The organism is Streptomyces sp. NPDC058401 (genome assembly GCF_042722885.1).
Classification (GTDB): Bacteria; Actinomycetota; Actinomycetes; order Streptomycetales; family Streptomycetaceae; genus Streptomyces.
In genome coordinates, this window is record NZ_JBHXKA010000092.1 from 4,812 (window position 1) to 18,309 (window position 13,498).

At 74.8% G+C, this 13,498-nt stretch carries 9 protein-coding genes; 6 read left to right on the forward strand and 3 right to left on the reverse strand.

From position 1 onward, the window contains the following. Positions 1-155: 155 nt before the first annotated feature. Together ACFWNV_RS27895 and ACFWNV_RS27900 are read left to right on the forward strand one after the other, a co-directional pair. On the forward strand, positions 156-1,085 hold the full coding sequence (locus ACFWNV_RS27895) for a hypothetical protein (protein WP_383952319.1): 930 nt from the start codon (positions 156-158) through the stop codon (positions 1,083-1,085). Positions 1,086-1,156: 71 nt separating this feature from the next. Beyond that, positions 1,157-5,803 carry a hypothetical protein gene (locus ACFWNV_RS27900; protein WP_383952320.1) on the forward strand — a complete coding sequence of 1,549 codons (4,647 nt, stop codon included), beginning with the start codon at positions 1,157-1,159 and terminating at the stop codon, positions 5,801-5,803. 222 nt (positions 5,804-6,025) lie between these two features. Here the strand turns inward: ACFWNV_RS27900 and ACFWNV_RS27905 are convergent, their stop codons facing one another. Next, positions 6,026-6,514 (reverse strand): hypothetical protein, encoded by a 489-nt coding sequence (locus ACFWNV_RS27905; RefSeq protein WP_383952322.1) that lies wholly within the window; start codon positions 6,512-6,514, stop codon positions 6,026-6,028. Positions 6,515-6,910: 396 nt separating this feature from the next. On the opposite strand from ACFWNV_RS27905, the gene ACFWNV_RS27910 reads away from it, so the two are divergent. Genes ACFWNV_RS27910 through ACFWNV_RS27925 form a run of 4 tightly spaced genes read left to right on the forward strand, consistent with a single transcriptional unit; the run spans position 6,911 to position 11,414 of the window. Next, the gene (locus tag ACFWNV_RS27910) at positions 6,911-9,919 is read left to right on the forward strand and encodes a nitrate- and nitrite sensing domain-containing protein (RefSeq protein WP_383952324.1); all 3,009 of its coding nucleotides are present in this window, start codon (positions 6,911-6,913) and stop codon (positions 9,917-9,919) included. Beyond that, a complete protein-coding gene (locus ACFWNV_RS27915; RefSeq protein ID WP_383952326.1) occupies positions 9,916-10,353 on the forward strand; it encodes a roadblock/LC7 domain-containing protein in 438 nt (145 codons plus the stop codon). The genes ACFWNV_RS27910 and ACFWNV_RS27915 overlap by 4 nt, the downstream gene beginning before the upstream one ends. Positions 10,354-10,363: 10 nt before the next feature. Next, a complete protein-coding gene (locus tag ACFWNV_RS27920) occupies positions 10,364-10,810 on the forward strand; it encodes a DUF742 domain-containing protein (RefSeq protein ID WP_383952328.1) in 447 nt (148 codons plus the stop codon). Next, a complete protein-coding gene (locus tag ACFWNV_RS27925) occupies positions 10,791-11,414 on the forward strand; it encodes an ATP/GTP-binding protein (RefSeq protein WP_383952330.1) in 624 nt (207 codons plus the stop codon). Before ACFWNV_RS27920 ends, ACFWNV_RS27925 begins: the two co-directional genes overlap by 20 nt. A 183-nt stretch (positions 11,415-11,597) precedes the next feature. On the opposite strand, the gene ACFWNV_RS27930 is transcribed toward ACFWNV_RS27925, so the two are convergent. Both ACFWNV_RS27930 and ACFWNV_RS27935 read right to left on the reverse strand, forming a co-directional pair. Next, positions 11,598-13,019 (reverse strand): serine hydrolase domain-containing protein, encoded by a 1,422-nt coding sequence (locus tag ACFWNV_RS27930; protein WP_383952331.1) that lies wholly within the window; start codon positions 13,017-13,019, stop codon positions 11,598-11,600. Positions 13,020-13,179: 160 nt separating this feature from the next. Further along, positions 13,180-13,362, reverse strand: a complete 183-nt coding sequence (locus ACFWNV_RS27935) for a hypothetical protein (RefSeq protein WP_383952333.1) — start codon at positions 13,360-13,362, stop codon at positions 13,180-13,182. Positions 13,363-13,498 lie beyond the last annotated feature (136 nt).

The window sequence follows — 13,498 nt, forward strand, 5'->3', positions numbered from 1 at the left end:
GGGCGTGCTGGGCCTGCCGCTGTGCGGCCCCCGCATGCCGGGCCTGCCGCCCCGCGGCCGCCGCACGCCCGACCCGCCGCCCCGCGGCCGCCGCACACTCCCGCTGCCCGGCGCATCCGTACGTACACCACCCGCACCACCGAGGAGACCCACCCGTGAGCGACCACGCCGAGCAGCACCCCGCGTGGAGCGAGCCCGACGCGCACGAGGCCCCGGCTCCGGTCCAGGCACCCGCACAGGCCCCGGCCCCGGCCCCGCAGGGCCCCGTAACCCCGGCCGATGCCGCGGACGCGGCCCGGCTCGTAGCGTTCGGGCTCCAGCCCAAGCTGCTGCCCGCCCGCGACGCCGAATACGCGGAACTGCTGCGCCGCTACCGCGAGGACCCCGCCTTCGCCCGGCTCGCCGACGCCGTCGCCACCGGGCTCGGCCTGGTCGTCCTGGAGGTGTCCTCCCGCGCCGGCATGGCGGTGGCCGCCGGTGAGGACTCCGTGTTCGCCGTCCGCATGGGCGACTACGCCCGCCGCACCACCGCCGACTCCGCGGACCGCTTCCTGCACGGCCTCGCCCACCTCGCCGTGGCGGCCCTGGCCTTCCCCCGCCCCGAGGACCTCGCCGACGACGGCTACATCGGCCGGATCACCGTCAACGGCGTGGACGCCTTCGTCCGGCAGACCTGCCGCCGCCTGGAGGAGCGCGCCGAGGAACTCGGCGAGAACACCGACCCGGCCTCCGACGCCCCCGGCCTGGAGGCCGCCTGGCGGGTCTACGCCCGCCGCAGCGCGACCGGCGCCACCAAGGACGCCCGCCGGCTGGCCGGTTCCACCACCGGCATCGTCGGCAAGGCCGCCGCCTTCCTCACCGACTCCGGCTTCCTCCAGCGCACCGGGGACGACGCCGGAGGCACGTACCGCACCACCCCCCGCTACCAGCTCCAGGTCCGCGACATGGCGGGCAGCGCGGCCATGGCCGAGCTCCTCGACCTCGGCGTCGTCCCCGTCAGCGACGGCTCCGCCAGCCTGCTCCCGCCGCCGGAGGGCGACGACCTGGAGCTCGCCGCCGACGCGGGCCTGCCCTTCCACGCCTAGCCCGCGCACGCGCCCCCCGCCCCGCCACCCGTCCCCGTACGACCTACGAAAGACCACGAGAGTCCGCCGCCATGTACGAGCTGTCCCGGATCCGCCTCTACTCCATCGGGCCCGCCGGCGCGCGCTACGCCGACACCGTGCTCGACCTGCGCGGAGTCGGCGAGCCGGTGCCCCATCCGGCGCCCGCCCAGGCGGAGTTCTTCGAGGACGAGCCCACCGGCCCGCCGCGCCGCCCCGCACCCGCCGGGGTGCTCTTCCTGGAGAACGGCGGCGGCAAGTCCGTCCTCCTCAAGCTGATCTTCTCGGTCATGCTGCCCGGTCACCGCAACACCCTGGGCGGCGCCAGCTCCGGCGTCCTGCGCAAGTTCCTGCTGGCCGACGACTGCGGTCACGTGGCGCTGGAATGGCAGCACACCCAGACCGGCGAGTGCGTGGTCGTCGGCAAGGTCAGCGAATGGCGCGGGCGCCAAGTCTCCAACGACCCGCGCAAGTTCGCGGAGGCCTGGTACTCCTTCCGGCCCGGCCCGGGCCTCAGCCTGGACAACCTCCCGGTGGCCGAGGCCACTTCGGTGCGCCCGCCCGTGGAAGGCGTCTCCGGCGCCCAGGGCCGCCGCCGCACCATGAAGGGCTTCCGTGACGCCCTGACCGAAGCCGGCAAGGCGTACCCGCACCTCGAGGTCTACTTCGAGGAGATCCACGACCGCTGGAACGAGCACCTCACCGAGGTCGGTCTCGACCCCGAACTCTTCCGATACCAGCGCGAGATGAACGCCGACGAGGGCGAGGCCGCCGGCCTCTTCGCGGTCAAGAAGGACTCCGACTTCACCGACCTGCTGCTGCGCGCGGTCACCGACACCCGGGACACCGACGGCCTCGCCGACCTCGTCCACGGCTTCGGCAACAAGCTCGGCCGCCGCGCCGAGCTGATGGCCGAACGGGAGTTCACCGCGGGCTCGGTGGACCTCCTCACCAAGATCGTCGAGGCCGCCGCGGCCCGCTCCCGGCTGCGCGACGTCCACGCCGGCGCCGAACGCCGTACGCGCACCCTCGCCCGGCGCCTGTCCGCCCGCGCCGGCGAGGAGCGCGGCCGAGCCGCCGACCTCGCGCAGCGGGTCACCGCAGCCGCCCACCAGGTCACCGCCGCCGAGTCCGCGCGCACCCGCAGCGCCGCCGTCTCGGCCGAACTCGCCTACCGGCACGCCTCGCTGGCCCTGACCGTCGCGGACAAGGCCGCCGCCGCGCAGCGCCGCGAACTGCTCGAAGCCCGCACCCTGCACTCCGCCTGGCAGGCCGCCGAGCACGTGCTGCGCCACCGCTCCGCCGCCGACCGGTCCGCCCGGGTCGCCGCCGCGATCCTGGAGGCCGAGCGGGACGCGGCCCCGGCGCTCGCCGCCCGGGCCACCGCCGCCACCGAGCTCGTACGGGCCCTGCACGCCGCCGCCGAACAGGGCGAGCGGGCCGCCAACGAGGAGGAGGAGCGCTCCGCCGTCCTCCAGGAGACCGGCGAGTCCTCCCACCGCGCCGCCACCGCCGCGGCCACGGCCGCCCAGCGGGCCCGCAGCGAGGCCGAGCACCTGCGCGCCCGCCTCGCCGAGGTCCAGCAGGAGACCGCCGAGGCCGTCCGGGCCGGCTGGCTCGACGACTCCGCCCCCGACGCCGACCCGGCGCGCGCCGCCCTGGCCGCCGCCGACGCGGAGAAGACGGCCGTGGCCGCCTGGGACGAGTCCCGCGAGGCCGCCCGCACCGCCGCCGAGGCCGCCCGCGAGGCCGCCGCGGCGGAATCCCGCGCGGAACTCACCGCCGCCCGTGCGGCGGACGCCGCCGACGCGGCCGAGGCCGCCCACGACGCCGAGCACCGGGCCGCCGCCTCCCTCGCCGGGGCCCCGCGCCTGGCCGCCCTCCTGGGCCTCCCGGACACCCCGCGAGCGACCCGGACGGACGGCGCGCCCGAGGGCGGGTCCCACACCACGACCGGCACCGAGGCCGCCGGGCTGACGGTCGCCGACCTCGACCGGGGCGCCGACGAGCTGCGCGACCTGCTGACCCGCGGAGTCGCGGCCGCCGAACGCCAGCTCTTCGACCTGCGCACGGCCGCCGCCGACGACTCCCGCATCCTCGGCGCCCTCGGCGACGGCGGCCTGCTGCCGCCCGGCCCCGACGTCCTCGCCACCGTCGAGTTCCTCGGCGAGCACGGCATCCCCGCCCTCCCCGGCTGGCGCTACCTCGCCCAGTCCGTGGACCCGGCCGACCACGCCGCCGTCCTCGCCGCCCGCCCCGAACTCGTCGACGGGGTGGTCATCACCGACCCCGACACCCACTCCCGGGCCCGCGAGGTCCTCTCCGGCGCCGCCCTGCTGCCCCGCTCCACCGTCGCCGTCGGCACCGCCGCGGCCCTGCTGGCGCCGGTTCCCCCGGCCGGCGACGCCACCGGGTCCGGAATCTTCATCGTGCCGCCGAACCCGGCCATGCACGACGAGCACGCCGCCGACGAGGAGCGCCAGGCGCTGCGCGCCCGGGCCACCGCCCGCGACACCGAGATCCGGGAGCTCGCCGCCCGGCTGTCCGGCGACCGCGAGCTCGCCGCCCGGCTGCTGTCCTGGCGCACCGGCTGCCCGACCGGCCGGCTCGCCGAGCTCGCGGAGCAGGCCGCCGCCGCCCGCGGCTTCGCCGAGGAGACCGACGCCGAGCTCGCGGAGGCCCGTACCGTACGCGCCGAGGCCGACGAGGCCGCCGCCGATGCCTCCCGCGTCCGCGACGAGCGCCAGGACACCGCCCAGCGCGCACGCCGCGTCGCGGACGCCCTCGCCGGCCTCGCCTACCGGCTCCGCGAGCGCGCCGGCTGGCAGACCAGGCTGCGCGAACTCGCCGACGACGCCGCCGAGTCCGAGGCCCGCGCCGAGGTCTGCCTGGACCGGGCCCGGGCCGCCGACGAGGACCGCCGCGCCGCCCAGCGCGCCGCCGACGACGCCCGCCGCACCGCCCGCGCCCTGCGCGCCGAGCGCGCCGAGATCGCGGGCGCCCCCGATCCGCTGCCCGAGTCGCCCGCAGGGACCAGGGGGGCTACGGCCAAGGCGCCGCTCCCGGCGCTGCGCGAGGCCTACCGCGCCGCCTCCCAGCTCTACGAGAAGGTCGGCGTCGGAGCCGACCTGCGCTCCGAACAGGCCCGCGCCGAGAGCGACGAGAGCGTGGCCCTCGCCGAGCTCGACCGCCTCACCAACAAGGTCCGCACCCGCGCCGCCCAGCTCCTCGAAGGCACCGACGGAGCCGACGGCCCCTCCCGGCAGGCCGCCGCCGCTCGCGCCGAAGCCCTCGTCCAGATGCTGGAGACCCGCGCCTCCACCGCGAGCGAGCAGCTCGGGCGGCTGCGCGGCGAGGCCGAACGGCACGCCCCCGCCGAGGGCGGGGCGCACACCGAGCTGCCCGAGGAGCTGATCCCCGACAACGTCGAGGAGGCCCAGGCCAGGCTCCGTACCGCCACCGCCCAACTCGGAGCCCACACCGCCGCCGTGGAGTCCGCCCGCGCGGCCCACGCCGACCTGCTGCGCGCCCACCGCACCGCCGAGGAGGGCGCGGGCGGCTTCGACGAGACCGCGGCCATGCTCCGCGACCTCCTGCGGGACCACACCCACCAGGAGGACGAGCAGGAGCCGGTGGTCCACCCGGGCAGCCTGGAGGAGGCCCGCCAGTCGGCCACCGAGGCCCGCCGCTCGCTACGGGCCTGCGCCGGCGACCTGTCGGCCGCCGAGGCCGCCGTCCGCGAGGCGAGCGACATCCTGGTCCGGCACGCCAACTCCAACCGCTACGAGCAGGTGCGCACCCCCGCGCGCCAGCAGATCCGCGAACTGCCCGCCTCCGCCCTGCCCGAGCACGCGGCGGCCTGGGCGGTCGCCTTCGCCCCCCGGCTGCGCGTCCTCACCGACGAGCTCGCCCAGCTGGAGCGCAACCGCGACAGCATCGTGGACCGGCTGCGCGGCCTCGTGGAGTCGGCCCTGGCCACGCTGCGCTCCGCCCAGCGGCTCTCCCAGCTCCCCGAGGGCCTGGGGGAGTGGTCCGGCCAGGAGTTCCTGCGCATCCGCTTCGAGGAGCCCGACCAGGCCACCCTCACCGAGCGGCTCGGCGAGGTCATCGACGAGGCGACCCGCGGGGCCCTGAAGAAGAACAGCACCGCCACCTTCGGCGAGGGCCGCCGCGACGGCATGTCCCTGCTGCTGCACGGGGTCTCGGCGGCCCTGGAACCCAAGGGCATCGCGGTGGAGATCCTCAAGCCCGACGCGGTGCTGCGCGCCGAGCGGGTCCCGGTCGGCCAGATGGGCGACGTGTTCTCCGGCGGGCAACTGCTCACCGCCGCGATCGCGCTCTACTGCACGATGGCGGCGCTGCGCAGCAACGACCGGGGCCGCGACAAGCACCGGCACGCGGGCACGCTCTTCCTCGACAACCCGATCGGGCGCGCGAACGCCACGTACCTGCTGGAGCTCCAGCGGGCCGTCTCGGACGCGCTCGGCGTCCAGCTGCTCTACACCACGGGCCTGTTCGACACCACGGCCCTCGCCGAGTTCCCGCTGGTCATCCGCCTGCGCAACGACGCCGACCTGCGCGCGGGGCTCAAGTACATCAGCGTCGAGGAGCACCTGCGCCCGGGCCTGCCCCAGCAGTTCACGGAGGGGGAGACGATCCACGGCGAGATCACGGCGACCCGCATGTACCGCCGCAGCTAGGTCGTCTCTTTCGGATCTTGTCGGCCGAGTCCGCGGCGTCTGGTGCCGTGCCTGGGCGTGCTGTCGGGGCGTTCTCGTACTGGGCGTACGTGGTCGCCTCGGCAGTGCGGCCAGGTGCGGTGCCAGGCGTCGCGGGCCCGGCAAGATCCGAAAGAGACGGCCCAGTGCCGTGACCCGGACGGTGCCCGGCCGCGCGCGCCCCGGCCCCGTCCGGTGCCCGCCTCAGCTCCGTCCGGTGCCCGTCGGCGGCGGCCAGATGCCGTTGGCCTCGCCGCGCACCGGTGTGCGGGGCGGCAGCGGAGGCGCCGAGCGGGCCTCCCGGTGCGCCCTGCGGCGCTCGCGGCGCCGGTCCCGGGCCGTGCTGCTGGGCTCCGAGAGGACCCCGTTGCGCTGGTTCCACGCCTGCCGGGTGATCAGTACGTCGAGCACGCCCCAGGTGGCCACGACCGTCCCCGCTATCGCCCCCAGCGACAGCGGAAGGGCCAGCCAGGACCCGGTGACCGTCAGGAAGAAGGCGATCGTCGCGGCCGTCAGCGTCAGGGCGACGATCAGCACCGCCCGCACGGCCGACCTCCGCACCGGATCCGGCATGCGCCGGCGTCCCGCCGGCTGGTCCACCCACAGGACCCGCCCCCGCGCGCCCCCGGCCCCCGCGCCGCCGCCGTCGCGGTAGCCGTGTTCCCCGCGGTGTTCCTCGTACTTCTTCGCCATGGTCGGCTCCCTCCCCTCCTCGCGGCCGCTCATGCCCGCCCCGAACAGGTAGACGCACGAACGGGCCCAGAGATTCCCGGATCCCGGACGCGACCTGCGCCCCGAAGTATCGCGGAACGAAGAATTCCAGCCATCCATTCCACTACGGGAACCGAGGCCCCACGGAGTGTCATCTGCCACATATCGGGCCGCACTTCACTGGATCTAACGGACAACTCGTGATCTTCGTCCCGGGGTCAGGCCGAAAACGTCCGGACAGGCCTTCGAAGGTGCGCCGTGGCAGTAGTAGGCTCACGCCGTTTAAATGACGGAACACCAACCCCCGGTAACGGGGTTGAGCTGGGGGAGGCTGGGGAGGCCATGCGCTTTCGCGGGAAGTCCATCCGCCGGAAGATCGTGGCGTTGCTCCTTGTGCCGCTCGTCTCCCTGACCGCCCTCTGGGGCTTCGCAACAGTGATCACCGGCCGGCAGGCCGTCCAACTGCTCGGTGTCGCCTATGTCATCGACAAGGTCGGCTACCCGGTCGAGGACGTCGTCCGCGTCATCCAGAAGGAACGCCGCCAGACCCTCGTGGTCATCGGCGACCCCCGCGCCTCCAACGCCACCACCGAGCTGGCCAAGACGCGCGCGGCCACCGACGACGCGGTGGAGAGGATCTCCGCCGACGCCAGGGACCCCGAGGTCGTCGACGAACTCACCCCGTCCACGGCCCGGCACCTGAACTCCATCCTCGAAGCCTTCCGCAGCATCGGAGCCCTGCGCGGCGCGGTCGACGGGGGCTCCGTCGACACCGGCCAGGCGCTGGAGCTCTACAACCGGCTCGTGGACCCCTGCTACGACTTCCTCATGAACCTCCACGCCCTCCAGGACGTGGAGATGGACAAGCAGGGCCGCGCCCTCGTCGGCATCACCCGTGCCCGCGAGACGCTCTCCCGCGAGGACGCCCTCGTCGCCGGGGCCCTGGCCGCCCGCAACGTCAGCCAGGCGGACGTCCGGCACGTCTCCGACTTCGTCGCCAACCGCAAGCTGCTCTACGAGTTCAACCTCGCGATCCTCCCCGCCGCCGACCGGCAGCAGTTCGAGCAGTACTGGAACAACCCGGAGAGCCGCTCCCTGCGCGAGGCGGAGGAACGGTTCCTCGTCCAGGGCGCGACCCACAGCCCGCGCAACGTGACCGCCGCCCAGTGGGACGAGGCCACCGGCAAGGTGCTCGAAGACCTCGCCGTCATGGGCACCGCCGCGGGCGATCGCTACCAGAAGCGCGTCGAACCCGTCGCCATGGACGTCCTCGTGCAGGCCGCCCTCGCCGGGGTGCTCGGGTTCATCGCCCTCGTCGTCTCCCTCGTCCTGTCCGTGCGCATCGGCCGCGACCTGATCCGCGACCTCTCCCGGCTCCGCAAGGAGGCCCACGAGGTCTCCGGCATCCGCCTCCCGGGCGTGATGCGCCGCCTCGCCGCGGGCGAGCACGTGGACGTGGAGACCGAGGCCCCCCGCCTGGAGTACGAGAAGGACGAGGTCGGCCAGGTCGGCCAGGCCCTCAACTCCCTCCAGCGCGCGGCCATCGAGGCCGCCGTCAAGCAGGCCGAGCTGCGCCGCGGGGTCTCCGAGGTGTTCGTCAACCTGGCCCGCCGCAACCAGGTGCTGCTGCACCGCCAGCTCACCCTGCTCGACAGCATGGAGCGGCGCACCGAGGACACCGAGGAGCTCGCCGACCTCTTCCGCCTCGACCACATGACCACCCGCATGCGCCGCCACGCCGAAGGCCTGGTGATCCTCTCCGGCGCCGCGCCCTCCCGCCAGTGGCGCAAGCCCGTCCAGCTGATGGACGTCGTACGGGCCGCCGTCGCCGAGGTGGAGGACTACGAGCGCGTCGAGGTGCGCCGCCTGCCGCGCCTGGGCATCGCCGGCCCGGCCGTGGCCGACGTCACCCACCTCATCGCCGAACTCCTGGAGAACGCCACCGTCTTCTCCCCGCCGCACACCGCGGTCCAGGTGCTCGGCGAGCGCGTGGCCAACGGCTTCACCCTGGAGATCCACGACCGCGGCCTCGGCATGACCCCCGAGGCGCTCTTCGACGCGAACCTGCGGCTCACCGACACCTCCGAGTTCGAACTCTCCGACACCGACCGCCTCGGCCTGTTCGTCGTCAGCCGGCTCGCCCACCGCCACGAGGTCAAGGTCCGTCTCCAGATCAGCCCCTACGGAGGCACCACCGCGGTGGTCTTCCTCCCGGTGGCCCTGCTGACGGAGGCTCCCGAGACCAACGGCAGCGGCATCCGGCTGGCCGGCGGCAGGGCGTCCGGAGCCGCGGTCGGCTCCGCCCGCCCGAAGGCCGTCGCCGAGGGCGGCGCCGCCGACCGACGCCTCCCGGCCGGCGCCGAACTGCGCGGCCCCGTCGAGCTGGAGGCCCCGATCGGCATGCTGGGCCTGGACGAGCCCGTCCCGGCCCCTGAGGGCGCCCCCACGGGCATCACGGGCTCCGCCGGGCCCATCGGCCTCACCGGGGTCTCCGGAGCCAAGGGACGGCCCGCCATGGCCACCCTCGACGACGAGACCCCGCCGAACGGCATCTCGCGCAACTCCCTGCTCGGCCTGCGCCCGGCCGGCCGCCCGCACCCGGACCGGCACTCCGACCGCGGCGGCCCCCGCAAGGGCGACCGCATCGCCGACCGCATGGGGGAGCGGGCCGCGGACGGCTCCGGCGACCGCTCGGGCCTCTGGAAGGGCGACCGGTCCACCGAAGCCCCCGCCGAGCGGGGCGCCGCCCGGCTCGGCGACCGCGACCCCGTCCGGGACGGCTTCCGCGACCGCGACCGGAGCCACGACCGGGACCGCGGCCGGGACCGCCGCGACCGCGATCACCGTGAGCGGGAGCCCCTGCCGCCCACCGGCCCGGTCCGCCTGGAGCCGGCGCACGCGGAATCCGTCCGCCCCGACGGCGCCCGCTCGCCCGGCGCCGTACCGCTCCCGCGCCGCCGCCCCGCCCCGACCCTGGTGGCCGAGCACGGCCGCCGCGTGGAGCCCCGCCCCGTCTCGGCGGTCCCCGACCCCGCGCAGGAGGCGCCGGTCCCGAACGGCCCGGCCCACCCCGTGACGGCGCCGGCCGGGGCGACCCTGCCCCGGCGGATCCGCCAGGCCAGCCTGGCGCCCCAGCTCAAGGACGGCCCGGCCCCGGCATCCGCCGGAGCCGCCGCCGACCCGCTGGCAGACCGCGACGCCGAGGACGTACGCCGGCGCATGTCCTCGCTCCAGCGCGGCTGGACCGCGGGCCGCGACCACCACGCGCGCCAGCAGGCGGAGCAGGCTCCGCAGGCCCAGCAGAACGCACCACACCAGTCCGTGACCGAGGCCGGCACCCCTGCCGCCACCGGTCCCGGATTCGAGAACGAAGGGGACGGTCGATGACCGCACCGCAGTCCGGCAACGACACCAGGGGCCGTGGCTCAAGCCCCCTCAACTGGCTCCTCGACGAGCTGGTCGACCGGGTCGCCAGCATCCGCAAGGCGGTGGTCCTCTCGGGCGACGGCCTGCCCACCGGCAGTTCCAAGGACCTCACCCGGGAGGACAGCGAGCACCTGGCCGCAGTGGCCTCCGGTTTCCACAGCCTCGCCAAGGGCGTCGGCCGCCACTTCGACTCCGGCCGGGTCCGCCAGACCGTGGTGGAGCTGGACGAGGCGTTCCTCTTCGTCATGGCGGCCGGCGACGGAAGCTGCCTGGCCGTGCTCGCCGACTCCGACTCCGACGTCGGCCAGGTCGCGTACGAGATGACCCTCATGGTCAAGCGGGTCGGTGACCACCTGGCGACCGCCCCGCGCACCGGGCTGCCAGCCGGAGGGTGAGTCGGACGGCATGAGCGATCCAGGCCAGGACCACCCCGCCCACCTTCCCGCCGCCACCGCCGGCCCGGCTTCCGACGCCGCCGCCGAGCAGTGGTTCGACGACGAGGCGGGTCCTGTGGTGCGTCCGTACGCGATGACCCGCGGCCGGACCAGCCACGCCGGGCAGCACCGCCTCGACCTGATCGCGCTGGTGGTCGCCGAGTCCGCGGCCGACGACCCGGTGTGGGACACGACGCTGTCCCCGGAACACGCCGACATCCTCGGGCTCTGTCTGCACCGCCCGCAGTCCGTGGCGGAGCTCGCGGCCGAACTCGACCTCGCGGTCGGGGTCGTACGCGTCCTGATCGGAGACCTGGTCGACGACGAACTGGTGCACGTGACCCGGCCGGTCCCCCCGGCCGAACTGCCCGACGAATCCATTCTGCGTGAGGTGATCGATGGCCTTCGGGCGCTCTAGCCGCACCGGCGCCATGCATGCCGTGACGCCGGTCGAGCCGCTGACCCTGAAAATCCTGGTCGCGGGCGGTTTCGGGGTGGGCAAGACCACCCTGGTCAGTGCGGTGAGCGAGATCAGACCGCTCCGGACGGAGGAACGCCTCTCCGAGCCGGGCCGGACCATCGACGACACCGGGGGAGTGGAGGGCAAGACCACCACCACGGTGGCCATGGACTTCGGGCGCATCACCCTGCGCGAGGACCTGGTGCTGTACCTGTTCGGCACCCCCGGACAGGACCGCTTCTGGTTCCTGTGGGACGAGCTGGCCCAGGGCTCGCTCGGCGCCGTCGTCCTCGCGGACACCAGGCGGCTCTCCGACTGCTTCGCCGCCATCGACTACTTCGAACGCCGCGAGATCCCCTTCGTGGTCGCCGTGAACTGCTTCGAGGGAGCGGAGCAGTACCCCGTGGTGACCGTACGGGAAGCCCTGGACCTCGTCCCCGAGGTGCCGGTGCTGCTGTGCGACGCACGGGACCGGGAGTCGGTGAAGGACGTCCTGGTGGGGGTCGTGGAGCACGCGATGACCCTGGCCAGGGCCCGCCGCGCGAGCCTGACGACGCCTTAGGACGCCCCAGGGCGCGACCGGCGGCCCGGGCCGTGACATGGAGGCGGCCCGTACCCCCGCCGACTGGGGTACGGGCCGCAGCTCTCATGGGGGGATCCGGGTGTCCCGGTGGCGGTGCGGGACCGTGCAGAGAGTGTGAACCCGCCGCCGGGGGCCGTCAAGCGTTCGGACAGCGCCCCCTGTTCAGCGCCGGGAGCCGGGGTCGTCGTGGTCGGTGACGGTGGGGTAGGAGACCCCCGAGTAGACCTGGTTGAGGATCGTGGGCAGCAGGGCCATGGCCGCCGCCTTCGCGTCGAGCGAGACCGTCAGGTTCGCCCAGACGACCAGGGTGACGTCGTTGTCCGGGTCGTGGCCCATGAAGGAGTTGAAGCCGGGGAGTTCGCCGCCGTGGAAGTACATCGAGGCCTGCGGGGTGAAGCGCTGGTAGGCGATTCCGTAGCCGTACTGCTGGGCGTCGGGAGCGGCCGGATTCTGCGGCCGGGGGCTGTCCAGCCAGCGCTTCTGGGAGGCGGGGTCGAGGACCTTGCCCGTGACGAGCGCCTTGATCCAGGTGGCCGTGTCGTCCGCCGTCGAGACGGCGCCGCCCGCGGCGGTGGCATAGGACGAGTTCTGGTGGGTGTAGTCCAGCGGCTTCAGCTTCCCCGAGCGGGCCGCGGCCTGTACGTCGGCGGGGTACGGCTCGTCGGTCATGGCGTGCGCGGAACCGCCGTACATGTAGCCGTGCGCGTACGGCGCGGGCAGCGAGGTGTCGTGGATGCCCGGGAGCGAGGTGCCGGTGAGGCCGAGCGGGGTGAACAGCCGGTCCCTGAGCTGCTCGGCGAGCGGGCGGCCGCCGGCCTTCTCCGCGACGAGGCCCAGCAGCGCGTAGTTGGTGTTGTCGTACGCGTACTCCGTGCCGGGGGCGGCGTCCGGGGGGTGGCGGAAGGCGATGTCGAGGACCTCCTGCGGGGTCCACGCCTTGCCCGGGTCCGCGTCGAGGGCCGCCGAGAACTCGGGCGCGTCGGTGTAGTTGTACAGCCCGCTGCGCATCTCCAGCAGCTCGGCGATGGTGATCCCCGCACCGCCGGGCACCCCGGGCACGTAGTCGGACACCGGGTCGGTGAGGCGGACCTTGCCGTCCTGGACGAGGAGTTGGATCAGCGCCGAGGTCATGGTCTTGGTGTTGGAGGCGATCCTGAAGTGGTCGGCGGTCGTGGGGGGCCGGTCCTTGCCGAGCTCCGCCGTGCCCGTGAGGACCCGGAAGGTGCCCTGCGGGGTGCGGAGCAGGACCACCGTGCCCAGTATCAGCAGCTTCTTCGCCGCCGCGTCGACGGCGGACCGCAGCTTGGCCGGATCGATGGGCTTGAGGGCCGGCCCGGCCGAGGGAGCGGAGGGGTCGGACGGGCCCGGTGCGGGATCGGCCGCGCCGGCCGCGACGGTCGGTGCGGCAGCCGAGGCCCCGGGAGCCGCCAGGGGCATCCCGCAGACCGCGATGAGCAGGGCCGCCCCCGGGGCGAGCGCGGCGGACCGGACCCTGCCGAGGCGGACCCTGCCGAGGCGGGCGCGGCCGGGGCGGTGCGCGGTGGCGGTATCGGCCGGCGTCGCGTCGGCGCGGAAGGTTCTCATGCCGGATCACACCTCGGGCTCGGAGCTCGGCGGTCGGTTACCGCGGCGAGAGCGAGGGATGAGCAGCACGGGCAGGCCGCAGCACAGCGAAGGAGCAGCAAATAGTGAGCAATGTCCTAGTTTAGCAGCCGGGTCCCCACCGCCAGGATGGGGCCCGGAGTCAGAGGTTGTCCCAGAAGCGCCGCCAGAAATTGGCGCGCACGTCGCTGATCCAGTGCCCGGTGTCGCAGTGGAGCTTGCGCACCACCGGGAAGCGCTGCGGTACGGGGCGGCCGCACCACTGGCACGGCTTAGTGCGCCGCGCCGCGGGGCCCGGCGCTCCTGCGGGGTCGGTCTCGGTCATGACCCCAGTGAACCGGCCCCGGACGCCCGGTACCACGGTGCCCCTACTCAGTCCCCGTGCGCGTGATACTCAGACCGCGCAGACCGAGGTGCGTCCGGTACGAGCCGTGCTCCTCCGCCTTGAGGTGCACCGCACC